The 24,905-nt window shown below is 58.5% G+C and carries 16 protein-coding genes and 1 pseudogene; 8 read left to right on the top strand and 9 right to left on the bottom strand.

Annotated elements, in window-relative coordinates:
• Positions 1–3: 3 nt before the first annotated feature.
• Entirely contained in the window at positions 4–1,212 is a 1,209-nt protein-coding gene (locus ACVWY8_RS01965) for a Coenzyme F420 hydrogenase/dehydrogenase, beta subunit C-terminal domain (protein WP_457392103.1), read from the bottom strand.
• A 5-nt stretch (positions 1,213–1,217) separates the two neighbouring features.
• Positions 1,218–1,775, bottom strand: coding sequence for a molybdopterin-dependent oxidoreductase (locus ACVWY8_RS01960; protein WP_414406991.1), 558 nt, complete (start codon positions 1,773–1,775; stop codon positions 1,218–1,220).
• A gap of 446 nt (positions 1,776–2,221) precedes the next feature.
• Between ACVWY8_RS01960 and lgt the strand changes: the two genes are divergently transcribed.
• Positions 2,222–3,361, top strand: coding sequence for a prolipoprotein diacylglyceryl transferase (gene lgt, locus ACVWY8_RS01955; RefSeq protein WP_414350359.1), 1,140 nt, complete (start codon positions 2,222–2,224; stop codon positions 3,359–3,361).
• Positions 3,362–3,435: 74 nt separating this feature from the next.
• Here lgt and chrA read toward each other — a convergent pair whose 3' ends face one another.
• The 5 genes from chrA to ACVWY8_RS01930 all read right to left on the bottom strand — a co-directional run bounded on the left by chrA (position 3,436) and on the right by ACVWY8_RS01930 (position 14,139).
• On the bottom strand, positions 3,436–4,707 hold the full coding sequence (gene chrA / locus ACVWY8_RS01950; protein ID WP_457392109.1) for a chromate efflux transporter: 1,272 nt from the start codon (positions 4,705–4,707) through the stop codon (positions 3,436–3,438).
• Between the two features lie 102 nt (positions 4,708–4,809).
• A complete protein-coding gene (locus ACVWY8_RS01945; RefSeq protein WP_457392112.1) occupies positions 4,810–6,771 on the bottom strand; it encodes an O-linked N-acetylglucosamine transferase, SPINDLY family protein in 1,962 nt (653 codons plus the stop codon).
• 41 nt (positions 6,772–6,812) lie between these two features.
• Complete coding sequence (locus ACVWY8_RS01940) at positions 6,813–8,288, bottom strand: site-2 protease family protein (protein WP_414350362.1); 1,476 nt, start codon at positions 8,286–8,288, stop codon at positions 6,813–6,815.
• Positions 8,289–8,335: 47 nt separating this feature from the next.
• A complete protein-coding gene (gene acsF, locus ACVWY8_RS01935; protein WP_457392115.1) occupies positions 8,336–9,427 on the bottom strand; it encodes a magnesium-protoporphyrin IX monomethyl ester (oxidative) cyclase in 1,092 nt (363 codons plus the stop codon).
• Between the two features lie 104 nt (positions 9,428–9,531).
• On the bottom strand, positions 9,532–14,139 hold the full coding sequence (locus ACVWY8_RS01930) for a glutamate synthase-related protein (RefSeq protein ID WP_457392117.1): 4,608 nt from the start codon (positions 14,137–14,139) through the stop codon (positions 9,532–9,534).
• A 285-nt stretch (positions 14,140–14,424) separates the two neighbouring features.
• On the opposite strand from ACVWY8_RS01930, the gene ACVWY8_RS01925 reads away from it, so the two are divergent.
• The 5 genes and pseudogenes from ACVWY8_RS01925 (at position 14,425) to ACVWY8_RS01905 (ending at position 22,280) form a co-directional block, all read left to right on the top strand.
• Positions 14,425–14,640, top strand: a complete 216-nt coding sequence (locus tag ACVWY8_RS01925) for an IS630 transposase-related protein (protein WP_414329292.1) — start codon at positions 14,425–14,427, stop codon at positions 14,638–14,640.
• A 168-nt stretch (positions 14,641–14,808) separates the two neighbouring features.
• Positions 14,809–14,991, top strand: a pseudogene (locus ACVWY8_RS01920) (IS1/IS1595 family N-terminal zinc-binding domain-containing protein); the annotation flags it as partial.
• A 263-nt stretch (positions 14,992–15,254) separates the two neighbouring features.
• Positions 15,255–17,126 (top strand): excinuclease ABC subunit UvrC, encoded by a 1,872-nt coding sequence (uvrC, locus tag ACVWY8_RS01915; RefSeq protein WP_457392119.1) that lies wholly within the window; start codon positions 15,255–15,257, stop codon positions 17,124–17,126.
• A gap of 206 nt (positions 17,127–17,332) precedes the next feature.
• Positions 17,333–20,554, top strand: a complete 3,222-nt coding sequence (locus ACVWY8_RS01910) for a PAS domain S-box protein (RefSeq protein WP_457392122.1) — start codon at positions 17,333–17,335, stop codon at positions 20,552–20,554.
• A gap of 49 nt (positions 20,555–20,603) precedes the next feature.
• Positions 20,604–22,280 (top strand): NAD+ synthase, encoded by a 1,677-nt coding sequence (locus tag ACVWY8_RS01905; protein WP_457392683.1) that lies wholly within the window; start codon positions 20,604–20,606, stop codon positions 22,278–22,280.
• Positions 22,281–22,512: 232 nt separating this feature from the next.
• Here the strand turns inward: ACVWY8_RS01905 and ACVWY8_RS01900 are convergent, their stop codons facing one another.
• Entirely contained in the window at positions 22,513–22,665 is a 153-nt protein-coding gene (locus ACVWY8_RS01900) for a chlorophyll a/b-binding protein (protein WP_011429120.1), read from the bottom strand.
• Between the two features lie 116 nt (positions 22,666–22,781).
• Positions 22,782–23,666, bottom strand: coding sequence for a penicillin-binding transpeptidase domain-containing protein (locus ACVWY8_RS01895; protein WP_414350373.1), 885 nt, complete (start codon positions 23,664–23,666; stop codon positions 22,782–22,784).
• Positions 23,667–23,785: 119 nt separating this feature from the next.
• On the opposite strand from ACVWY8_RS01895, the gene ACVWY8_RS01890 reads away from it, so the two are divergent.
• Positions 23,786–24,013, top strand: a complete 228-nt coding sequence (locus tag ACVWY8_RS01890; protein ID WP_414329200.1) for a photosystem I reaction center subunit IV — start codon at positions 23,786–23,788, stop codon at positions 24,011–24,013.
• Positions 24,014–24,063: 50 nt separating this feature from the next.
• A complete protein-coding gene (locus tag ACVWY8_RS01885) occupies positions 24,064–24,903 on the top strand; it encodes a DNA-formamidopyrimidine glycosylase (RefSeq protein WP_457392125.1) in 840 nt (279 codons plus the stop codon).
• Positions 24,904–24,905 lie beyond the last annotated feature (2 nt).

The raw sequence follows: 24,905 nt of genomic DNA, 5'->3' as shown, positions 1-24,905 counted from the left end.
GCCTCAGTCTTGCGGGAGTTGGTACTGCTCCACAATCCGCCGGGCAAAGGGGGGCACGTGCTGCTCCAACTTCTGGGGATAGTGGCGGCGCACGTAGAGGTAGTTGCGGGTGAAGTGGGAATCGATGGAGAAGCGGGCATATTCCAGGCCGCGCGGCCCAAAGCGCTGGATTGCCGCCCCCAAGAGGCGAGCCAGCCACATTGGCAAACTCAGGGCTTGGTCGTAGGCAGGGATCCCCTGCTGCACTGCCGCCCTCCGGGATCCCTGCGAGATCACCGGTTGGGTTTCCAGCTCCTCCCAGACTAAGTCCAACAGCTCTTGCCCCCGCTGATTGCGCACCAGCAGCCACTGCCAGCCCAAGGGGGATCCCATGTAGCCCACCACCAGATCTGCCAGAGCATTCACATAGTCAAAACAACTGAGGCAGGAGGGGGCAAACACGTCCTTGAGTTCTTTGGTCTTGAGGCCGAAGAAGGGCACCTTTTCCACCGAGCCATCTTCGTGTTTGAAGTGGATGTGGAAGTCTTGCATAAACTCGTAGTGCACCACCGTCTGTGGGGAGCGGCTGGTGGTTTCTAGAAACTTTTGCAGCCCGGCACGGCTGACATTGTCCACACAGGGCGTGCCCAACACGTACAGCTTCTCCAGGCCCAGTTTTTTTTCCACCGCCCGCAAAGCCTGAATTTGGCAGCCCACCCCGATTACCAATAGGCGCTTGAGGCCGCTTTGCTCCACCTGCTCCAACACAGACAAGTTGGGAGAAAGAGTTGGCTTGTTAACTCGCGCCGCCCAGACCGCTTCGGGGGTACGGGCCAGGATGGGCCGTGGCTGAAAGCGATCCCGCTCATCCGCCTGCACGCACACCACCCCTTCCACCAAGCCAGTGGTGAGGGCCTTCATGCCAATGCTGCTGACAATGCCCGTCCACTGGGCCCCCGGGATCGGATCCCGTTTGCGGGCCGTAAACATTGCCTCGTAGACACCGAAGTAATCGGTATCGGTGACGGCGAGGGATCCTGAGCGCAGCGATTCCCGGGATCGCCCGTGGGTCTGTTCTTCCAACTGGGTCAGTTGCTGGTCCAAGAAGGCACAGGCTTCTTTGACGTGGGCCACGTAGCGGGTATCGCAGAGGCCGCACTGGCTGCACAGCTCTTTGGCCGGATAGCGGCCGGAACGGATGGGCCGGGCTGGACGCGGTGAACGGGATCCCATGATTTCTAGTGTTTGCGTAAGCGGAATGGAGTCCAATGGATCTTTTGAGCTTTGCTATTTAAGCTTTCTTTGAGATCTAAAGACACAGGCACCTCAGGCGTTCGCAGCAACGGCAACCAAGGTGCTCTCTTCAGTTTGCGGCCAAAACGGCAGATAGCGGCAAAGAACTTCGAGGGATCCCTGCTAAAGGAGCGCAAAATTTCAGAGCCTCTATAGATTGCTGTAGCGTTCTTCGGCCCAGGGTTCACCGCCCATGTAGTAGCCGTTGCTCCCCCAAAAGCCCAGCTGATCTTAGGGGGGAAACTCCAGGCATATGGGTGAGGGATCAAAGTGCGCACCGGCCCTACCGGGAGCGGTTGTCCTTCCAGGGTATGAACCAGGTAGTTTTCGGGGCGGATGAACTCCTCCAGAGTCAGGTTGGTGGTGTAGCCGCCATAACAGTGTTGCATCACCGCCTTGGCCTCAGGAGCAATGGATACCAACTGCAACCCATCCGGGATCCACACCCCTGTCCAGTTGACATCCTCCATCTCCTTTCGGTACAACGCAAAGACTGGAGACACGGCACAGCTTGCCCACTGCTGTCGCCCCCATCTAGCCCCACCACTTGGCCGGTGTACTCCGTCATCCAAGGCTTGGTACTGCGCTGGAGTGGCCTTGAGGAGTTTGGCATCTCCGACCAGCGTGGGTGTATCTTATCGCAGGTCTAACAGGGCAAAAGCCGTCCTGGAAGGGCGGGGCTTTGGACCTGGCTTTTTGGTAAAGGTATGGGCTCTAGGGTGGAATCTTGTCCGTGACGGGCCTGTAGGATCGGGTCAACCGGGAACGAGGACTGGCGCTGCTTCAGGATCGGGGAGAATGGATCCCTGTTGGAGCCTGTGAATGGCTGCCGGGGATAGGGGAGAAGAGCCCGGAAGGGACTCCGTCCCGCTAACCCAAGCGGGTGAGGTTGATAAAGCCGACTGGTGGAACTGAGTTGAGCAATTTTGGGGTGCAGAGCGTGTTGTCGATGAACCTATGGAGTGCAGGGCTGTTGGGCCTTACCTTCAGCTCACCTGGAGAATTTGTCTTCCGCTTTCCCCCCGGCACCCCGCTGGTGGGAGGGCTGGGCCTGCGCTGGTATGGCCTATTGATGGCAGTGGCCGTGTTGGTCGGCTTGATCTTGACCAAAGCGTTGGCAGAATCTCGTCATCTAGAGAAAGAGCCTGGCAAAGCCAGTGAACGAGTGGAGCTACTGGCCCTGTGGTTGGTAATATCTGGGTTTCTGGGCGCCCGCCTCTACTACGTCCTCACCCACTGGTCAGAGTTCCAAGACAACCCCCTCTCGGCCTTTGCCATTTGGCAGGGGGGTCTCATCATCCACGGTGGGGTGTTGGCCGGCGCGCTTGCCCTTTACCTCTATTGCCGCACCACCGGGATCAACGGCTGGAAGTACGCCGATGTGCTCACGCCGGGGTTGATTTTGGGCCAAGCCATCGGGCGCTGGGGCAACTTTTTCAACTCTGAGGCCTACGGTGCCCCTATTCCTCCCGACAGCCCTTGGCCGCTGCGGGTGTACATTCCTCCCCAAGCCCGCGAGCCGGAATACAGCCAATTTGAGTTTTTTCACCCCATCTTTTTTTACGAAAGCGTCCTCAACCTGCTTCTATTTGCCCTCTTGATGGGAATGTTCTGGCGCTTTCCCAAACTCAAAGATGGCACTTGGGTTTGGACCTATGTTGTCGGCTATAGCCTGATCCGCATCCCCTACGAAATCTTGCGCGTGTCGGCGGTGGCCTATCTGCCGGGAACTTCCATCAAAGCCGCCTATGTAGCCAGTGGCTTGGGCTTGGTGATCGGGATCGGCATGTTGATCTACATGTACCGGCTGCGCTTCGACCCCGATTTGGAACAACTGGCAGCGTGGTTATCGGAGCAAGCGGGATTAGCGCCAGAAGCAGCCCAAAACCTTCTGGAACGGGCTTGGGCTATTCAACAGAGACATCGCCGCGCCGACCTGTTGGATCGTGTCACCCTCGCCATGCCCCACTTTCCCGGCACCCTTGCCCCTCACCTGTCTCTTGGCCAACGGGAGCTGCTCATGCGGCAACTGTTTTGTCGCCTGGAAGGCAGGGATCCCTCTGAGGAAGGGCTGGCCCAAGCCAGTTAGTGCCGTGGCCATCAGGCTGAATCAGGGTCATTCCCTCACCCCCAAGGAGAAAGCAGGGCCAGGGAGCAAAACCTTTAGGCCAGCAGACCTCGGGCCAGCAAACCCGCCCCCCCTCCCATCAACACCAACAGCCAAGTGGGCTGGCGAAAGCGCATCAAGGCAATGAAGGCCGCTACCCCGATCCCCAAAGCCACCAGCGAAGCGGGAGTTGTTTGTTGTAGCAGCGCATTTTGGGCCAAGGGCACTGTAGCCGCAGCAACAGCCCCCAGGGCCGTTGGGGTAATTGCCTGCAGGGATCCCTTCACCCAAGCATTGTGCCGTATGCGCAACAGAACCGGAGCTGCCAGCAAAATAAAGGCAAAAGAAGGGGCAAAGATGGCCACTGTTGCCGTCAGGGCCCCCAGCACCCCTGCCACCTTGTAGCCGATAAAGGCTGCCGTCAGCACCACCGGGCCAGGAGTAAATTGCCCAATGGCCACCCCATCCAAGAACTCTGTCGGCGTCAACCAGCCCAACTGATCCACCACCTCGTCGGCGATGAAGGGGATGATCACCAGCCCTCCCCCGAAGATGGTGCCGCCTACTTTCAGGAAAAACAAGGTCAAAGGCCAGAAATAGGCACCAATCCGCTCCAGACCCCAAAAGCTGCTCAGGATAAGGGTTTCCGGTGGAACCGTGGCCACTACCGTCTGGGCCAACGTCAATACTGGCCAAGGGAGTAAAATCGGGATCCCCGATAGTGGGCCTTTTTTGGGCCCATACAGCAGCAGCCCCACCAGAGCCGCCAGCCCGAACAGCAACAGGATATTCACCCCCCCAATCAGCAGCAGGGCAAAGGCCGCCACCGCGATCAGCCCCCGGCTCCAATCCTTCACAGCTTTACGGCCCAGTTTCCAGCAAAAGGCCAGGATAATGGCGATCACCACCGGGGCCACCCCAAAAAACATCCCCTCTAGCTGCGGCACCCCCTGAAAGCGAAAGTAAAGCCAAGAAAAAATCACCTCGATCACAAAAGCAGGGGCAATGAAGCAAATCCCCGCCAGCACCGCCCCCAACCAGCCTGCCCGCATATAGCCGACATAGATCCCCATCTGGGTAGAAGCTGGCCCTGGCAACATTTCACATAGGCCCACCCCTTCGGTAAATTGTTCCTGGCTCATCCAGCCCCGCCGGATCACCGCCTCATCGTGTTGCATGGCGATGTGGGCTTGGGGGCCGCCGAAACCCAGGGATCCCAGCCGCAGGAATACCACGGCAATCTCTTTCAGGCGCGTTGAAAGGGAGGGCAAGTTGTCGGGGGCGTTTTCCGGCCTGGGGAACTGACCGGGAGCAGACTCAGAAGACATGGGCAAAGCCCGGCAAGACAACCCCGCCTATCCTGCCATCTGTCCGGGATCCCTTCAAGAGGACAACACTCGCCCGTTTATCCTTTCACCCAAACTGCCCCCTCAGGTCTTCAGGCTTCGCAACCACTCTTCCAGAGCGCGGATCGGCGCGGGATCCCGGTAGACGCGATCTTGACGTGCTTTCACCTGCTGGCCCATTTGCTCTCGCCACTCTGGATCCAAGCCCAACTGACTGGCAATCTGGACGTATTCATCGAGGGTGTGGGCGATGGTATCCAGGATCCCCATCTGCTGCAGGATGGCGTAGGTGTGGCGGCCCCGCAGCAGGGATCCGGGCAAGGTGACGATGGGCAGGCCGTGGGGCAGGGCTTCCAGGGTGGTGTTGCCCCCTGACCAGCCGAGGCTATCCAGGTAAATATCCCCCAGGGCATTGTAGGCCGCATATTCTGCGGGGGAGAGTTCTGGTAAGAGCACCACATACTCTTCAGCGGCCAGGTCATAGGCCTGAAAGGCTCGTCGCAGCCGCTGCCAAAAGCGCTCGCGGATCCCTTGGGAGAGGCGGCCCCGCAAAAATAGAAATTGACACTTCCCCACTTCCCGGGCGATGCGGGGGAACACCTCGTCGTACTGAGGTAAGTACTTGAATAGGGATTGGGCGCAGAGGTAAAGCACCCTGTCGGGATCCACCCCCCAAGCTTGCCAGTCCACAGGGGCGGGGTCAACTTCTAGGGGAACATAGTAGGTGCCGATGCCAGGCAGGGGCAGGAGCTGCTCGGTGTAATGGCCGGCCCCGTCCGGCGGCTCCATCAGCTCGCTGCTGAGGAAAACGTCTATTGTCGGCAGGCCAGAAGTTTGCGGGTGGCCCCAGGCCATCGCCTGTACCGGCGCCAAGCGGAGGGCGGCCAGTTGGGCACAGACCGGGTCAATGCCCACTTCCGGGTAGAGGAGCACATCCAGCTGTGCCTCTCGAATAGCCGCTTGCCATTCTTCTATGCTGCGGGATCCGGCCACAAAGTGCTCAAAACGAGGGGGCAGGGAGCACGTGACCTCATCTTGGATGACCGAGGTGTGGAAGCCGTAGAGGGCCACTTGAGCACGATCCAGGGCTTCTACCCAGCCGCGAGTCAGGATCTTCCAAACGGAGTGATCCCGAAACAGGCCGGAGACAATGCCCACCCGCACTCGGCCAGGATGTCGCTGCCAGAGGACGGAGGGCTGGGGATAGCGGGCCGCCATCACGTCCCTCACCAAGGATCCGTAGAGCTGCTGCAGATCGCGGTCGTTCTGGCCTTGGTAGGGCAAAAAGAAGGGCTGGACGGAGCCGATCCCGGCAGCTGCTCGCTCCAGGGTTTCGGGATCCCGCGGCAGGTGTTCCCAGCGGCCCTTCACCTGTTGTAGGGCTTGGCAGTAGCGCTCCCGAGCCACGGAAACTTGGTCTGCCGAGGCGTACAGCAAGGGCAACTGGCTAACACACCAGCCCAGGGCCGCGGCCAAGTCGGCGGGATCCGCTTGCCAGAGTTGGTAGAACAGCTCCGCCGCTTCCTCCTCTCGGCCACAATCCCGCAGCAGGATGGCCAGGGTGTAGGCGGCATCGGCAAAGTCCGGCTGCAGCTCCAGGGCCTGTCCCAAGGGGACAAGGGCCGCCTCCAAATCCCCCTGCTGCCGCAGCACCAGCCCCAGCTGGTACAAAACTTCCGCGTCCGGCCCCCCCTGCTCTAGGGCCAGTTGCAGGTGAGTTTTCGCCTCCGCCAGCTGCCCCGCCTGCTTGAGAACAATTCCCAAATTAAAGTGGGCGTCGGGAAACCAGGGCTGGTGGGCAAGGGCCTGCCGGATCAGGGCAATCGCGTCGTCCAGGGATCCCTGTTGCTGCCGACAGACCCCCAAGAGGTGCAGTGCCTCGGGGTGGGTGGGCTGGGCTTGCAGCACCTGCTGGTAAAGTGAGACAGCCTGTGGCCATTGCCCTGCCTGGTGATGGCGAACGGCTTGGGCCAACAGACGCTGCAGGTGCTCTCCTCTGTCCTTTCCAGCTCTGCCTAGGCCAAAGCCTTTCCCCGGTCCAGACACAGTGAGCTCCTCTCGCCGGCGGATCCTGGGCCTCTACCCCATCAGCCGTTGGGGAAATTGAGAAAGCCCGCCAAGGCCGGAGCAATCGGCAACAGGGTCATGACCATCAAAAAGAGGGCCAGCAATGCCAAAGCATCCCGCTGACCGTCGGTTTCAGTAATCTCATCCTGCGGTGGACGCTCTGGCTCGCGGGCGATGAACAGGATCAGCAGCGCCCAGTAGAGGGCCAAGACGTTGCTGATGGCCGCCACCGCCAAGGCAATCAGGGTGATGAAGGTGGCGCGGGCCGCCGTCTTCCGCCCGTACACCGCCTGCACAATGCGACCCCCGTCCAGCTGCCCTGCCGGCAGCAGGCTCAAGGCGGTGATTGCCAGGCCAATCCAGCCCACGGCAACAAAAGGATGAATGGGAACCAGCTCCGCCTGCAACTGGGATCCCAGCACCAGCCGCGCTAGGGTGCCTACCAGGATGGAGCTGCGGAAGATCTCCGTGGGCACATACAGACCCTCGGAGCCGGAGAGCTTCAGGCCAGCCAAGAGCACCAGCAGCGACAGGATCCCGCTCGCTGCCGGGCCGGCAAAGGCAATGTCGAAGAGGGCCTTGCGGCTGGGCACCGGCGATTGGATGCGGTTCAGGGATCCCAGCGTGCCGATCCCCAAGCTGGGGATAACAAAAGCAGGGCTGAGGCGCACGCCGTACTTGCCCGCCATCCAGCGGTGTCCGGTCTCGTGCACCAGCAAGATGGCGAAGATCCCGGCTGCCACCGGCAGGGCTTCCACCCAGCGCCCCGGCGCATCCAACAGCCGGAAGCCCAAGAGATTGGCCCCCACCTCCAACGTGGCGACGAAGCTGAAGACCAGCAACGCCCCCGCCAGGATCTGCGCCCCCACGGAAGCGCGGTAATTGACGATGGGATCCGGCAAGACCACCACCGCCGGCTTTTCCGCCGGATCCTCCACCAAAAAGAGCTGGTAGCGACTGCCCACCTGCTCTTTGAGCTTCTCCACCAGCAGGGGTACCACCACCTCCGCCTCCTGGCGCAGGTTGCCCTTAAAAATCGCCCCTTCCCCATAGGGGACGGTCTCGGTGACGAAAAAGGTATCGAGGCCGAAAATAGACTGAATGGCCTGCAGATCCTCAGCCGAGATCCGCTGCAGAACCGCAGACGCTTCCAAAGGCGCCTCCCCTGCCGAAGGGGCTTCCCCCTGCTCTTCCAGACGAGCCAACTGCTCGCGACGGGCCTGCAGCTCCTGCTGGGCCAACTGGCGGGTCTTGCGCCCCACAGCAATGTAAAGCCCTGTAAAGACCAACAGCAACACCAGGAAGCCTGCAAAATTGAGGTAGATCCCCAGCAGCAGCAGCCCCAGGAAAACCACCCACGGCAACAGGAGCAGGGATCCCTGTAACCACACCCAAACGGCTAAGGATCCCCGCCGACGGGCTCTCCAGAAGCCCCAACCCAAAAAGGCCAGCGTTCCCAGCAAAAAGAGCGGCGTAATCTCAGCGGCAATGTTCATGGCTGACCTATGAGGCTGTACGGGTACCAAGCTGAGGGCAAGACGGCTCAAGCAGAAACAGCCGTTCCTTCAAAACGGGGCTCCGGCTGCTCCCACAGGTAGAAGCCAGCTTTCCGAGGTTTCAGGAGGAACAGCCGCAAAAACTGATAGAAGTTATTCAGGTAGAGGGGCAGCTTGCGCAAACCCTTGAAGGGGCCGGATCCCCGGGCAATCTCCCTCAGCTTAGCGTTGTTGGCCACGCACTTTTGCAGCCGCCGCACAAACTCAGGGTTTTCCACATCCAACACCACCGGGAACACCTTGGCCGCCTCGCGGTTGGTCTTGTAGATTACCTCCATGTCATAAGTATGGGGATCCAGCCCGATGAGGCGGTAGAAATCCGGGCGCTCTCCCACATCGTTGAGGTACATAGTGGCGAACACCGACAGCAAGAAGAAACGGCACCACAGCTTGGCCACCCATCCCTTGAGCAGCCGCGGCTGGCTTAGGAGCATGAGCGCAAAGAAATCGCCGTGGCGGTTCTCGTCCTGGCACCAGTTCTTGAAGAAGTTGAAGATCGGGTAAACGCGATCCTCGGGGTGGGCCTCCAGGTGGCGGTAGATGAGAATGTAGCGCCAGTAGCCAATCTTCTCCGAGAGATAGGTGGCATAGAAGATGAAACGCGGCGCGAAATAGGTGTAAGACTTGTGCTTAGTGAGAAAGCTCAGGTCGAAGGCCATGTTGAAGTCGCCCATAGCGCGGTTCAGAAAGCCGGCATGGCGGGCCTCATCGCGGCTCATCAGGGCAAAGCACTCGGCCAAAACGGGGTTGGTCTCTTTTAGCTTGCGCGACAGCTCCTTGTAGAGGAGAAAACCGGAGAACTCGGCTGTACAGGAGCGCTCCAAGAACTCCACAAACAACCGGCGCGCCTGCGGATCCAGGCGGCTTTCCCAGTCTTGGTTGAACTCCTCACCCCGGACGAAGTGATGGCGGTTGTAGTCGGCGCGAAACTCCTGCAGGATGGCCCGGAAATCGGCCTCTCGATCCCCTAAGCCCATTTTGCCGATGGCCTCGAAATCGGTGGTGTAGAAGCGCGGCGTCAGGATGGTCTCGGTGGGCACTCGCGCTTGAGTTTGAGCAGCTTGCAAACTGGGACTCATAGTGATTTAAAGCGGATGAAAAGGCCAGGTATACTCTCGCAGTTTACCAGCCTCTCTGGCCGTCGTGGGGATAAGAAGTGTTACCGGCAGGCTCTGAGAGATCCTTAAGACTCCACTGCCAGCGGCTGGGATCGCAAGGGATCCGTCAGCTCGCTGCCCTCCTCCGAAGGCGGGATCACCTGCCAAAACAGAGGCAAATAGGATTCCCAATTTTGCAGAATGCGCTCCGCTTTGGGGGAATGGGTGCGGCGATAGTGCTCTTGGATCAGGCTCTTCAGTTGTGCCTCTGCTGCTGCTGTCTGCACCCGCTGAATGCGCACGATCTCCCCGTTGACCTTGGCGGGGAAGTTGCCCTCCTCATCCAGCACATAGGCCAGGCCGCCGGTCATCCCCGCTCCCAGGTTGCGGCCCACCCGCCCCAGCACCACCACCACCCCACCGGTCATGTACTCGCAGCAGTGGTCGCCGGATCCCTCGATCACCGCCTGCGCTCCCGAGTTGCGCACCGCAAAGCGTTCCCCCGCCTGGCCGTTGGCAAACAGGGATCCGCCCGTGGCCCCGTACAAGCAGGTGTTGCCCAGGATTACATTTTCCGCCGGATCGCGGGGCGCCTCAGGGGGAGCCAGGATGACGATCTCGCCGCCGCACATGCTTTTGCCCACGTAGTCATTGGCTTCTCCTGTCAGGGTCAGGCGCATCCCCGCCAGCGTAAAAGCGCCAAAGCTCTGGCCGGCGCTGCCGACAAAGCGCAGATCCAACTGCCCCCCCTGTTGGGCGAAGCCGGTATCTCCGTACAAGCGGGCCAAGGTTCCGGCAATGCGCCCGCCCACACAGCGGTCGGTGTTGGCGATAGGGATCTCCACCGTGGCCGTGCCGCAGGTTTCCACCGCCTTCTGCACCTCCGGCTGAGCCAGGATCTGCTCATCCAGCACCGGGCCGTTGGAATGCACCGGCTCATGCTCCAACCAGTCGGGCAGGGTGTTGGGATCAAAACCGGGGGGAGTTCGCAGCAGACACTCCAAGTTCAAGGATTGGGTCTTCTGCAGAACGGCATCGGCCCGCGGACAGAGCAGATCCACCCGCCCGATCACCTCCTTCAGAGAGCGGTAGCCCAGTTGGGCTAAGACTTGGCGCACCTCCTCCGCCACAAACGTGAAGAAGGTCACCACGTGATCTGGCGTGCCGGGGAAGCGCTTGCGCAACTCCTCCTTCTGGCTGGTCACCCCCACCGGGCAATTGTTGGTATGGCATACCCGCGCCATGATGCACCCCTCCGCAATCATGGCCACCGTGCCAAAGCCAAACTCTTCTGCCCCCAGCATGGCCGCCATCACCACTTCCCAACCCGTGCGAATGCCGCCATCCACCCGCAGGATGGAGCGCTGCCGCAGGCCGTTTTCCAGCAGGGCATGATGCACCTCCACCAGGCCCAGCTCCCAAGGTGCCCCGGCATGTTTGATGGAGCTCAGGGGGGAAGCCCCGGTGCCCCCTTCATGCCCTGAGATTTGAATGATGTCGGCGTTGGCCTTGGCCACCCCCGCCGCCACCGTGCCGATGCCCACTTCCGAGACCAGCTTCACCGACACCTGGGCCTGGGGGTTGACCTGGTGCAAGTCGAAGATCAACTGCGCCAGATCCTCGATGGAGTAGATGTCGTGGTGGGGCGGCGGCGAGATCAAGGTCACCCCCGGCTTGGAGCGGCGCAGCTTGGCAATGTAGGGACTCACCTTTTTGCCCGGCAGTTGCCCCCCCTCGCCCGGCTTGGCCCCCTGGGCTATCTTGATCTCGATTTGCTGGGCGTTGAGCAAATACTCTGGTGTCACGCCAAAACGCCCCGAGGCCACCTGTTTGACGGCTGAGCTGGCGTTGTCCCCCATGCGCAGCCCCTTCAGGTGGGGAAAGCGGGCCGAGGTGCCATCTGGGCCTACATCGGTGATGGGGAGGTATCGTTCCGGATCTTCCCCGCCTTCACCGGAGTTGGACTTGCCGCCGATGCGGTTCATGGCAATGGCCAGGGTCTCGTGGGCCTCGCGGCTGAGGGCCCCCAAGGACATCCCACCTGTGGCAAAGCGTTTGAAAATCTCCGACACCGGTTCCACTTCCTCCAAGGGAATGGGATCCCGGTCGCTGCGGAAATCCAGCAGGTCTCGCAACGCGGTGGGGGTGCGGCTGCGCAGGTGCGCCCTGTAGATCTCATAGTGGGCAGGCTGACCCGATTCGATGGCCTTGTGCAGCAGTTTGGCCATTTCTGGACTGTTGATGTGGTATTCGCCTTTGGGCCGCGCCTGGATAAAGCCAAAGTTCTCCAGCTTTTTCGAGGTGAGTTCGGGAAAGGCCCGCTGGTGATTCACCATGCCCTCGCGGGCCAGATCCGCCAGCGTCATGCCTCCCACCCGCGACACCGTGCCGCGGAAGGCCAGATCGATCACCTCTTGGCTCAGGCCAATGGCCTCGAAAATCTGCGCTCCGTGGTAGCTGGAGAGCAGAGAAATGCCCATTTTGGAAAGAATCTTGAGCAGCCCTGCCTCAATGGCGGCGCGGTACTTCAGTTGCACCTCGGCCAGGGAAAGCTGGGGCAACTTGCCGGCAGCCATCTGGGTTTGCGTCTTGGGCTTGTGCCACCACTGCCGCACAGCTTCATAGGCCAGATAAGGACAAACGGCGCTGGCCCCGTAGCCGATCAAGCAGGCAAAGTGATGAGTGCTCCAGCATTGGGCAGTCTCCACCACCAGGGAAGCGCGTAGGCGCAGCCCCTCCTGGATGAGGTGATGGTGGATGGCGCCCACCGCCAACAGAGGTGGGATCAGAGCCTGCTCGGCATCAAGGCCGCGATCCGAGAGGATTAAAATCTCAGCTCCCCCCCGCACTGCCTGAGCCGCCTGCTGGCAGAGGGCCCGTACCTGGACCTCCAGTCCTTCTGGGCCGGCAGCCACCGGATAGAGAATCGGGAGCGTGTGGCAGGGGAAAGGAGTGTGCTGCAGAGCGGCCAGCTCCGCTTCGTTGAGCACCGGGCTGCGCAACTGCAACAGGCGGGCATGCTCAGGGCGGATCTCCAGCAGGTTGCCCTTGGATCCCAGATACACATCCAAAGACATCACCAGGCTCTCCCGCAGGGGATCGATGGCAGGGTTGGTGACCTGGGCAAAGCGCTGCTTGAAATAGTCGTAGAGGGGATGAGGCTGGGTGGACAGCACAGCCAGCGGCGCATCGTCCCCCATGCTGAAGGTGGGCTCCTTGCCCGTAGCCGCCATCTCCTCGATGATCATCTCCACATCTTCTGAGGAGTACCCGAAGGCGGTTTGGGCTTGTAACAGTTGTTCTTCCGAGAGGTGAGGGGTATTTTCAAAGCCTTGGGTGCTGAGCTGAACGCGATGGGCTTTGAGCCATTCGCCGTAGGGGTGCTGGGCTGCCACCTGGGTTTTGATCTCCCAGTTTTTGCAGATTTGCCCGCTCTGCAGATCCACCGTCAGCATCTGCCCCGGGCCTAGCCGCCCTTTTTCCAAAATGTCGGTCTCCGGCAGAGGAACCACGCCAGCTTCCGAGGCCACCACCAGCAGACCATCGCGGCTGCGAGCGTAGCGGGCTGGGCGCAGGCCATTGCGATCCAACGTGGCCCCGATGGTTTTGCCGTCGCAGAAAACCACCATCGCCGGGCCATCCCAAGGCTCCTGCAGGCCGCCGAAGAACTCGTAGAAATCCACCACTTCCGGGTGATTCTGCAGTTCTGGCTGGTTGCGATAGGCTTCCGGGATCAGCACCATCATCGCCTGCTGAGTGGAGTAGCCCGACTGAATCAACAGCTCAAACACAGCGTCCAGGCCTGCTGAGTCGCTGGTGCCCGGGTCAATAATCGGCTTCAGATCCTCGACCGCTGTACCCCAGCGGGGATGGGAAAGGGTTTGTTCGCGGGCGGCCATCCAGTTGACATTGCCCAGGTAGGTGTTGATCTCGCCGTTGTGGCAGAGGTAGCGGAAAGGCTGAGCCAGCGACCAACGCGGCAGGGTATTGGTGCTGAAGCGGCGGTGGTAGGTGGCGTAGGTGGTGGTGTAGAGGGGGTTTTGCAGATCTCGATAAAACTGGCCCAGAACCGACGATTGCACCATGCCTTTGTAAACGACAACCCGGCAGGACAAAGAGGCAAAATACAGAGCATAAAAGCCAAACCGAGCCTCTACCCGCCGCCGAATGCGCCGCCGCAACAGATAGAGCTGCTGCTCTAGCTCGTCTCCTTCCAGCGTGGGATGGGTGAGGAGCATCTGCCAAATGGAGGGCATGGTCTGCCGCGCCATCGGCCCCAGGCAATTGGGATTGACCGGTACCTGCCGCCAAACCACCCGCTGCCAGTCGGTGGTGGTCAAGTACTCATCGATCACCTGCTGCACCGCCTGACACTCAGCAGGATCCTGAGGCAAAAAGACCATCCCCACCGCGCTGTGAGTGGGATCCCAAGCTCGAATTTCTTCCCTCTCTGCCTGCAACAGCGACCAGGGGATTGCCGTTGCAATGCCCGCCCCATCACCGCTCTGGCCGTCGCCGCCACAGCCACCCCGATGTTCCATACAGGTGAGGGCCTGAAGGGTTTTCTGCAAGAGGTCGTGGCTGGCTCTCCCCTGCTGATTCACCAAAAAGCCGACCCCGCAAGCATCCCGCTCTTGAAAGTGCCAGTTTTCCTGCAGGATAGGGGCCGAGACCTGAGAGGGATGGGGATTCATAGGAGTAAAAACAGTTTGGAATAAATCACGCTTTCAGAGGTGGAAAACCAGCATATCGCACTCCAATCCGACAGGAAAAGGGGGGCAGTCTCAAGTCACGGCTGGCTCTTGCCAACAGGGCAACCGTTGGGGCAATCGGATCAGCGAAGTAAAGACAAAAAAGCTCGCCATGAACAGATTTTTCGAGTTTCTTCTGCAGCTTTCCCCGACGGACTGCGGACGATCTGAGAAAGCTAGGGCGAATGCGCCAGCTCACACCGGCTCCGCTCGCTGGCAACTGGCCCTGTGGAGAACTGCGGTAGGGAGACAGCCGTAGGGTATGTCCAGGAAGAGGGCAACCCCACAGATGTACAACAGATGTACAAAGTCAGGCGTGCAACGGTCTATCGCTGGCTGAACCTAGAAGACCTCAGGCCGACAAAAGTCAAGACCCAGAAGCCAAAGATAGACTTGGCCGCCCTGCAGCAAGACATAGGCCAGGATCCAGGAGCTCAATTGTAAGGATAGAGCTCAGAGATTCGGGTCGCGCCAGCGGGACGGAGCCCTTGCCCTATTGACTATACTGGTGGTGCTCTGGGAGCAATGATACTATTACCCTAGATTTTTCGTGTTTCTGAGTAAGCTCATGCTGACTTGCCCAAGCCGTCATTCTTTTAACTTAGATACGACAAGATCCATAATGGAAAGCAGCATTATCGATGCCAGGATTGTCACAGGCAATTTATACCTGAATCTACTCAAAAGATTGTCTCAGAAGTCAATATATCCCTAGTTAATAAACTTAAGCGACTTTCCATTGCTGCTATATCTTATGTAAATGAACTACCAGAACTCTGGACAAAATTATGTTAATCACAAATCAACTTATCCTTCCCAAATCATGGAGGTCTACCCGTCAAAAGAGGTACTTTGATCCTGCAATGCGACGAGCTATTGCCATTTGTGCTAGCAGGTTGGAGCTTGAAAGCAGGACGAGCTTCCCAAACTTGTTCAGAATGATTGTTCAGAATGACTGTGTCTCCACATGGGTTGGAGTCAGTGTTGCCGAGAAAAGCCATATCCTTGCTAGATTGAAGTCATGGGATCCCTGACTCTACCCGGTAGAACTGAACTTTATGACCGTCCCTCTGATTCACAGCCGTGACGTTCTAGAGAGCCGTCTCAAGGAGATTCCTGCTGAACCCGGCGTATATTTAATGCGAGATGCCACGGATCAGATCCTCTATGTAGGCAAGTCCAAGAAGTTGCGCTCTCGCGTGCGATCTTATTTCCGCTTTACCGGCGACCTGCCTCCTCGCATTCAGCGCATGGTAGCTCAGGTTTGCGAGATCGAGTTTATCGTTACCGATAATGAAAGTGAAGCCCTAGCCCTAGAAGACAATCTGATTAAGACCTATCAGCCCCCTTATAATGTTCTCCTTAAGGACGATAAAAAGTATCCCTATTTGTGTATTACCTGGTCGGAGCCTTATCCCCAGCTTTACATCACCCGCCATCGTCGCCTTGATCGGAATCAAGACAAATACTATGGCCCCTACACCGATGTTGGCCTGTTGCGCCATACCCTTGGGTTGGTCAAACGAATTTTTCCCTTGCGCCAACGGCCCAAACCTCTGTACAAAGATCGCGCCTGTTTGAACTACGACATTGGGCGCTGCCCCGGGGTATGCCAAGGCTTGATCAGCCCAGAAGAGTATCGCAAAACGCTGACTCAAGTGGCCATGATCTTCCAAGGCCAGACAGATGAGCTGATCCGAGAGCTGCAGGAGAAGATGATCCAGGCCGCCGAACAGGAAAATTATGAGGCAGCCGCACGATATCGGGATCAAATTCGCGGTTTGGAACAATTGGGAGAATCCCAGAAGGTCTCTTTGCCTAACTCTACCGTCAGCCGTGATGCTCTGGCCTTGGCCATGAATGATTCACGAGCCTGCATTCAATTGTTTCAGGTGCGGGCAGGCAAGTTGGTGGGGCGGCTGGGGTTTGTGGCCGAAAACCGCGGTGACGACCCAGGCCTTATCTTGCAGCGGGCTTTACAAGAGCATTATCAATACTGCGATCCGGTGGAAATTCCCTCTGAGATTTTGACCCAGTATGAATTGCCCGATCACGATTTTCTGGAGTCTTGGCTGAGTCAGAAAAAAGGCCGCAAGGTCAGCCTTGTTGCCCCCCAACGGCAGAGCAAAGCCGAGCTGATCGAGTTGGTTGAGCGGAATGCCCAACTGGAGCTAACCCGCACTCAGCGCTTGGCGGATCGGGATGCCGCGGCCTTGGAGCGCTTGGCAGAGGTCTTGGATTTGCCGGATGTGCCCCGTCGCCTAGAAGCCTACGATATTTCCCACATTCAGGGATCCGATGCTGTGGCCAGTCAGGTGGTGTTTATCGATGGCCTGCCTGCCAAACAGCACTACCGCCGCTACAAGATTCGCAACCCTGAGGTGCGCCCCGGTCACTCCGATGATTTTGCCAGCCATGCAGAAGTGGCCCGGCGTCGCTTCAGCAAAATGACCCCTGAGGATCAGCCGGATTTGGTGCTCATCGACGGGGGCAAGGGGCAGTTGTCGGCAGTCATGGCCGTCTTGGCGGATTTGGGGCTGGATCACCTGCCGGTAATTGCCTTGGCCAAACGAGAAGAAGAGATCTTTCTGCCGGGGGATCCCGTGCCCTTGCGGTTGCCGGCCCAAGATCCGGCTCGCTTGTTGTTGCAACGCCTGCGAGATGAAGCCCACCGATTTGCTCTCGCCTTTCATCGCCAGCAACGGAAAGCGCGTCAGCATGCCTCTACGCTGGACGAGATCCCCGGCCTAGGCAAGTATCGGCAAAAGCTGCTGATGGAAGAATTTCGGTCGATTGCCCGCATTCAGGTGGCCTCAGAAGACCAGTTGGCTCAAGTGCCCGGCATTGGCCCGAAGATTGCCCGACAGATTTACCGCTACTTTCACCCGGAAACTCAGGCGGAATCCCCGGAGACAGCGCAGGTGGAGTAGTTGAGAATCCGCGCAGGGATCCCTGCCCTACCGGCAGCCCACGGGGTAACATCCACAGAAACCTAAGCGCCCTTCCTCGCCCGTGATTTTACGGGGTTAGGGGGGAACTTGTAGTGCGGGAAACATCGCTTAAGGCAGAAATGATACATAATCCCAAGGACAGGTGTTCTCAGTGCCCTGGTACTGCTTGCCAATAGGGGATCCTGATGCTGGCCGAACTTGATGTGCTCCTGGAAAATGCCCCCATTGGGATCTTTCGTGTGGATCTGCAGGGACGATACCGGTTTGCCAATGCCAAGCTTGCCGAGATATACGGCTATGCCTCCTCCGCTCATCTGATGCGCCATCTGTCGGATTTTGGCCATCATCTCTATGCTGACGCTGCCGGTCGTCGCCAGTTTTTCCAGGATTTGCTTGCAGGCAAAGTCGGCGACGGGAGAGTGGCGCAAGAGTTTTTGATCCACAGTCGCAAGGGCTTGGACTTGTGGGTGCGAGAACAAATTCAAGTCGTCCGCAATCCAGCAGGGGATCCCCTCTGTTTTGAGGGGTATGTGGAAGATATCACGGCGCGGAAGCAGGCTGAACAAGCGCTTGCAGAGAGCCAACTCCGCTACAAAAGGTTGGTTTGTGCTATCCCACAAGCCTTAATGATCTTTAGCCAAGAAGGCAAATGCCTGGAGCTGATTTCTTCCCCGGAGAATGCTTGTGTTGCCTCACTCCCAGCAGAGCACCTTCAGGGAAAAGCAGTGCAAGAGCTGTTCGGCTCTGAGGTTAGCGACCAACTCCGGAGGCTGATTGACCGTTGCTTGAGCAGCGGATCCCGGCAAACCTTGGAATATCCCCTAACCAACTCAGCGGGAGAGCTCCGTTACCAAGAAATTTGCATAGTTCCCTACGGAGCAGATTGCGTGCTTGGCTGCATTCAAGATATCACCGAGCGTAAGCGTCTAGAGCTGGCTTTGTTGGAGATTCAACAGCGATTCTGGGGTATTGTAGAGTCCTGCAATTTGGGCATTTCTCTGCTGCCTCTTGAGCCAGAAGCTAGTCCGCATGGTATGAACTCAGCCCTCAAGGATATAACAGGATATTCTGCAGAGGAACTGAAAGCTTTGCCTCTGGAGGCCTATATCCCAGATTTGGCTGATGTTGAAACCCTAAAAAACCTCTGGCAGGAGATGATCGAGGGTCGGCGCAGTCATTATGAATGGGAACATCGCTACACCCGAAAGAATGGCCAAATCATCTGGACAAAGTCCCAGGTTTATGTTGTTAGAGATGAAGAACAAAAGCCTCTATTTGCCGTTCACTTCCTGGATGATATCAGCGAGCACCGATCTGTCAAATTCGCCCTTGAGAAAATCCAAAACCAGCTACAAGGGATCTTCAACTTCTGTAGCCAAGGGATTGCTCTGATGAGCTTGGATCCTGATCCCCGGTATCTCAGCCTCAACCCGGCAATGGCAGAGATTACAGGGTACAGCGAGGAAGATTGGTCGGCTCTGAAAGCGGAAGATTACACTCCCTATCCCGAAGACCGAGAACGGGGCGAGATACTCTGGAATGAACTGCTTTCCGGGTACACCAACAACTATGAATATGAAAAGGTGATTTGCCGTAAAGATGGCAGAGAGATCTGGGTTCGCTTACAACTCTTCGCGGTGCGAAACGCTCAAAACGAGCCTCTGTTTGCCATCCAATTTCTAGAAGATATTTCCGAGCGAAAAAGGGCCGAAACTCACCTGCGAGAAAGTTTGGCCGATCTGGCCCGCAGCGAAGCACGTTACCGCGCTCTTTACGAAGCGATCCCAGATATGCTTTTGCAAGTGGATCGGCAAGGGCTAGTCTTGTCCTATAAGCCCCCCAGAGGATTTGCATCCGCCTATCCCGATGACCGCTATCTCAACCAATACATTCAAGATCTGTTTCCAGAGCATTGGAAAACCTACTTTGCCCCTTTGCTAGAGAAAGCCTTTCAAACGGGAGAAATTCAGGTTATTGAATATCCGCTTCCTCAAATTTCTCAAGACGCGGCGGAAGCATTGCCGGAATATCGCGAGGCCTGTCTGTTGCCCTTTGGGCCGGATGAGGCCATTGTTTTGGTGCGCGATATCACCCTGCGCAAGCGCCTGGAGCTGGCCCAGCAAACACGAGAAGCTGAATTAACAGCCCTGGTGCAACAGCGAACCCAGCAACTGGAACGCAGTCTGCAGTTTGAATCGATTCTGCGCCGCCTCATCCATCAGATACGGGCAACTCTGGACGAAAAGCAGATCTTGCAGACGGTTGTGAACGAGCTGGGGAAATTTTTGGGCGTTCTTTTTTGCAATGTCGGCCTTTACGATAGCCGCCGAACCTACTCCCTGATCAGCTATGAATACACGACGCTTTCGACCTCTGGGGTCGGGGCTCGGGTTTGGATGAGAGATTTTCCCCTCTTCTACGAACAGCTATGGCGAGGCTGGTGCTTTCAACTGTGCGCTCGGGATCGTCAACGGGATCCCGACACTTTGCCCCCTTATTTGACCAAGCTGGCCTGCCCCATTGCCGACGATCAGGGCATTCTTGGGGATCTGTGGCTGGCCCGGCCCCCTGAGGAGAGTTTTAGCGATTGGGAAATTGATTTGGCTCAGCAAATGGCGGCCCAGTGTGCGATTGCCCTGCGACAGGCCAGGCTCTACCTCAGCAGCCAGGCTCAGGTGACGGAATTGAAAAAACTCAGCCAAATTAGGGATAACTTCCTGGCCGCCGTCTCCCATGAGCTGCGCACTCCCCTTACCAGCATTAGCCTCTCGGTTCACCTGCTGAAACTGAGCCATCAAGTTTCTCCTCTCACCCCCAAGCAAATCCAGTATCTTGAGGTTCTGGAGCAGGCGTGCGAGCGAGAGATCTCCCTAATTAACGATCTTCTTAACGATCTTCTGGATCTACAAAATTTGTCGGGCAATACGCTCAAGCTGCCCTCTGAGAAGGTTAACTTGCCTTTCCTTTTGGCACCTCTCATCAATCGGTTCCAAGACCGGATGCGCAAGCGGCAGCAAACCCTAGAAGTTCACTGGGATCCCCACTTGCCCTATTTGCACACCCATCCTCGCCTGTTGGAACGCTTGGTCTGTGAGCTTTTGACCAATGCCCACAAATTTACGCCCGCCGGCAAACACATTGTCCTAGAGGTTGTTGCTTTGGGTTCCGACCGTTGGGAGCTGCGCTTGACCAACACGGGCACCACCATTCCCCTCGAAGAACAAGAACGCATTTTCGAGCGGTTTTATCGCATCCCCCACTCGGATCCCTGGCAGCAGGGGGGAACAGGCTTGGGATTGGCTCTGGCCCAAGCCATTGCCAACCACTTGGGCGGCTCTTTGCAGGTGGAAAGCACTGCCCACCAAACCACGTTTATTCTTCGCTTGCCCGCAGCAGAATCTTGTTGACGATTCGGTTTGGGCCACTTATGGTGAGATTTACCATATGGGGGGCAGGGTGAAGGTAGCGCTGTTGCAACTGAACTACATCGTCGGCGATCTAAGCGGAAATGCTGAGCGCATCCGTTCGGCAGTCGAGGCAGTGGCGGCGGCGGGAGCAGAGTTGGCCATCACCTCGGAGCTGGCGTTGCTGGGGTATCCACCTCGCGATTTGTTGCTCTACCCGGCCCTGGTCGAGAGGGCAAGCCAGGTTTTGCAGCACTTGGCCAGCCGGTTACAGGCCAGCATTCCGGTAGTCGTGGGATCCGTGCAGCCCAATCCTCTGCCTGAGGGTCGGCCCCTTTACAATGCTGCTGCCTGGCTGGAGGGGGGCCAGATCCGCCATTGGTTCCAGAAGTCGCTCTTGCCCACCTACGATGTATTCGATGAGGATCGCTATTTTGAGCCGGGATCCCAGCCCCAACCCATCGAGTACCGTGGCCGCCGCCTGGGCTTTACCATTTGTGAAGACATTTGGAACGACCGCGACTTTTGGCAGCACCGCCGCTACCACTGGGATCCGGTGGAAGAGATGGCCCGCTGCGGTGCCGACCTGCTGATTAACCTCTCGGCTTCCCCCTTCAGCCTAGGCAAACAGAAGTTGCGGGTGGAGATGCTGGGATCCCTGGCCCGCAAGCACGCCCTGCCCATTCTCTATGTCAATCAAGTGGGGGGCAACGACGATCTCATCTTCGATGGGGCCAGTTGCGCCCTGGATCGCTGGGGTCGGGTTGTGGCCCAAGCGGCTGCCTTTCAGCCGGATCACCTCATCCTGGATGTGGACGAGTTGACGCAGTCTCCCAACCCAGACCAGAGCCCACCGACCGCGGGATCCCGCTGGCCGACCGAACCAGAAGCCGAGCTGTACGAAGCCTTGGTTTTGGGCACCCGCGATTACGTCAGCAAATGTGGCTTTCGCGAGGTGCTATTGGGCCTGTCGGGGGGGATCGACTCTGCCGTAACTGCTGTGATCGCCGCCGATGCCTTGGGGCCGGAGCGGGTGCTGGGGGTGCTCATGCCCTCTCCCTATTCCAGCCCTGGCAGCCTGACCGACGCCTACCAACTGGCGCAAAACCTGGGGATCCCGACCCTGAAGCTGCCGATTCAGTCCATCATGGAGAGCTACCACCAGCTTTTGGCAGAGCCCTTTGCCGGCCTCCCCCCCGACATCACGGAAGAAAACCTGCAATCGCGCATTCGCGGCACCCTCCTCATGGCCCTTTCCAACAAGTTCGGGCGGCTGCTGCTGACCACAGGCAACAAATCAGAGCTAGCAGTGGGCTACTGCACCATTTACGGGGATATGTCCGGCGGCCTGGCGGTGATTTCCGATGTGCCCAAGACCTGGGTGTACCGCTTGGCTCGCTGGATCAACCGACAGCAGGAGCGGATCCCGCTTGCTACTCTGACCAAGCCCCCCTCAGCGGAATTGCGACCCGGCCAACAAGATAGCGACAGCTTGCCCCCCTACGACCTGCTGGACAAGATCCTGCAGCGGCACATCGAGCAGCATCAATCCGGCCCGGAGTTGGTGGCTCAAGGGTTCGATCCCGACACGGTGCAGCAGGTGCTGCGGCTGGTTCAGAATGCCGAGTTCAAGCGACACCAAGCTCCCCCTGGGCTGCGCATCACCGATCGCGCCTTCGGCACCGGCTGGCGGATGCCAATCGCCAAGCGTCAAGAAGGGATCATCTAATGAAACTAGTGGGATACCCTCACACCAGCTCCTCCGTCAGAGGGAGAAAGGGAAAGATTCGGCGCTGTCGGAATTGCTTGGAGTAGTTGGTGCCCGCTCAAGCCTTGTTGCCATTCAGAACGGCTACAACTGGTGCAGTCACGCTTCCTGCTCAATACCCTGCTCAATACAATAAAGGGCCTGCAAGCCAGCAGACCCAAGGAAAAGCCAAAAGGCGGTAAGTTGAGGTCTCTTAGATCAGGCCCAGCCAGGAAGCAACGCCTTGGCCCGTCACCGCTTCGATGACAATGGCCAACACAAAGCCAATCATGGCAGCCCGACCGTTGAGGCGCTCGGCATACTCGTTAAAGCCAAACTTGGGCTCAGACAAATTGGGATTAGACATGAGAACCTCCAGGGTAAATGGGAACGACAGGGAGTGGGATCCGTAAAGAACGAAAACGAGAACGGCACTTGACCTTCAGTATAGTTTGCATTTCTTCATGATCGCAAGCAAGGTGGTCACCCGCTGCCGATGGCGGCGATGATCTGCCGCGCCAGGGGAATGGCCGCCTCATAGGCTTTGCCCTGATGCAGGTGCAGCACCAGCGTCCAGTTGGGATCCGGCAGGGGCCAAAAGGCCAGCAACCAGGCTTGAAAATCTTCTGCCCAGAGAATTGGTCGTCCTCGTCGTTGAGGATTGAGGATGGTGCCAGACTTGGCTGCCACTGGGATCCCTTCCGGGGCAATGCCGCGACAGGTGCCCGCTGTTGCCGCCAGGCTCATGCCAGCATGGAGAGCCTCCCAAATCCAAGCCGGTAAAGAGAAAGCGGGCAGAGAGACCTCGCCAGAAAGGGGAACACCGCGGCGGGCAATCACGCCCCCATAAACCAACAGCTCCCAGGGATCCACCGGCCCAGCCAGACCAGTCGCCAAGAGCGGAGCCGGAGTTGTATTCTGCACACTCCCTAGGCCGAAGCGCCGCAGCCACTCCACCAGGGTATCGGCCCCCAGCTCCCAGCCCAACTGGTAAAAATGCACGTTGCAAGAGTGGGCCAGGGCCTGGCGCAAGTTCAAAGCCCCATGGCCGCGGGGATCCCAGCAGGGTAGGCGGCCCAACCCCAGTTGCGGCGGCGGATCCCACCAACCCGGACAGTGGATCAAGCGCTCCCCAGAGCTGATCCCGGTCTGCAGAGCAGCGGCGGCAACGGCGCATTTGACGGTTGAGCCAGGGCTGGCCCTGATTCTGGAAGCCTGCTCCGGCTGCCAAACCCTTGTTAAACGACCGGTGTTCAGGTTGAGGACGGCGGCAAAATCGCGCGGATGGGGCAGCCCTGCAGATTTCCCCTGCAAGCCCCAGGTCAAAGCAGAACCCAATAGCCAGGCTCCACAGGTGCGACGGTTCATCTGCTGTCGGCCCCGAAAACCCAGGAAGACACGGGCGGATCCCTGTTACAAAAATTCGGAAATCGCAGCCTTCTCACGGACTAGGGTAATCTGAGTTCAGGTCAATGGAGATAACCCTCATGGCAATTCAGCGTGGTGCCAAAGTCCGTGTGCTGCGGAAAGAATCCTACTGGTACCGGGATGTGGGAACGGTTGCGGCGGTGGATACCAGCGGCATTCTCTATCCGGTGATCGTTCGTTTCGACAAGATCAACTACTACAACATCAACACCAACAACTTCCGCGAAGATGAGCTGGAAGTGTTGGAAGCTCCCAAGGCCAAGGCCAAAGCCGCTCCGGCCAGCTAAACCAACAAGGGTTCTGATGCCGGGGACTGTGTTCTTGAGCAAGTCGTTCTGTGCCTGAACTGCCGGAAGTTGAAACAGTTCGGCAAGATTTGCAACGCCTCACCCTGGGGCCGCGGATACTTGCGGTGGAGGTGCTCCTGGCCCGCACCATTGCCTACCCTGCAGGGGAGATGTTTGGGCGGAGCTTGATTGGCACCCGTTTCACCCAGTGGCAGCGGCGAGGAAAGTATCTCCTGGGATCCCTGGATTCGAGAGCTGTTCTGGGCGTGCATCTGCGCATGACCGGGCAGTTGCTCTGGGTGCAGGGATCCACCCCTTTATCAGCTCACACTCGTGTTCGTTTGGCCTTCGAGGAAGGGTGGGACTTGCGCTTTGTGGATCAGCGCACCTTTGGCCAGATGTGGCTGGTGCCTGCCGGTGTTGAGCTGGAGGCGGTGATCCCCACCCTGCAGACCTTGGGGCCGGAGCCCTTTTCGCCAGCTTTTTCTGAGGCCTATTTCCAGGCTGCCCTGCAGAAGAGCCGCCGTCTTATTAAAACCGCGCTGCTGGATCAATCGCTGGTAGCCGGGGTGGGCAACATTTACGCCGACGAAGCCCTGTTTCTGAGCGGCATTCACCCTTTGACGCCAGCAGTTCAGCTTTCGGATGTGGCCAAGGCACGCCTGCGAGAAGCTTTGATCGAGGTGTTACGGGCCGGGCTGGAGCAGCGGGGCACCACCTTGCGGGATTACCGGGATCTGCGTGGGCTCAACGGCAACTATCAAGGGCAAGCGTGGGTGTACGGTCGGGAAGGGGATCCCTGTCGCCTCTGTGGCACCCCAATTCAGCGGATGAAGCTGGCAGGTCGGTCGGCCCACTTTTGCCCCCGCTGCCAGCCGCAACAGAGCTAGTG

The organism is Thermostichus sp. OS-CIW-32 (genome assembly GCF_054060415.1).
The sequence above is the reverse complement of the archived record's forward strand: the minus strand, read 5'-3'. Positions and strand labels throughout refer to the sequence as shown.

Excerpts from the sequence above, each read along its gene's own strand:
- lgt (WP_414350359.1), top strand. The coding sequence starts at position 2,222 with ATGAACCTATGGAGTGCAGGGCTGTTGGGCCTTACCTTCAGCTCACCT.
- ACVWY8_RS01900 (WP_011429120.1), bottom strand. The coding sequence starts at position 22,665 with ATGTCTAATCCCAATTTGTCTGAGCCCAAGTTTGGCTTTAACGAGTAT.
- ACVWY8_RS01895 (WP_414350373.1), bottom strand. The coding sequence starts at position 23,666 with ATGAACCGTCGCACCTGTGGAGCCTGGCTATTGGGTTCTGCTTTGACC.
- acsF (WP_457392115.1), bottom strand. The coding sequence starts at position 9,427 with ATGAGTCCCAGTTTGCAAGCTGCTCAAACTCAAGCGCGAGTGCCCACC.
- uvrC (WP_457392119.1), top strand. The coding sequence starts at position 15,255 with ATGACCGTCCCTCTGATTCACAGCCGTGACGTTCTAGAGAGCCGTCTC.
- ACVWY8_RS01910 (WP_457392122.1), top strand. The coding sequence starts at position 17,333 with ATGCTGGCCGAACTTGATGTGCTCCTGGAAAATGCCCCCATTGGGATC.
- ACVWY8_RS01965 (WP_457392103.1), bottom strand. The coding sequence starts at position 1,212 with ATGGGATCCCGTTCACCGCGTCCAGCCCGGCCCATCCGTTCCGGCCGC.
- ACVWY8_RS01930 (WP_457392117.1), bottom strand. The coding sequence starts at position 14,139 with ATGAATCCCCATCCCTCTCAGGTCTCGGCCCCTATCCTGCAGGAAAAC.
- ACVWY8_RS01890 (WP_414329200.1), top strand. The coding sequence starts at position 23,786 with ATGGCAATTCAGCGTGGTGCCAAAGTCCGTGTGCTGCGGAAAGAATCC.
- ACVWY8_RS01940 (WP_414350362.1), bottom strand. The coding sequence starts at position 8,288 with ATGAACATTGCCGCTGAGATTACGCCGCTCTTTTTGCTGGGAACGCTG.
- chrA (WP_457392109.1), bottom strand. The coding sequence starts at position 4,707 with ATGTCTTCTGAGTCTGCTCCCGGTCAGTTCCCCAGGCCGGAAAACGCC.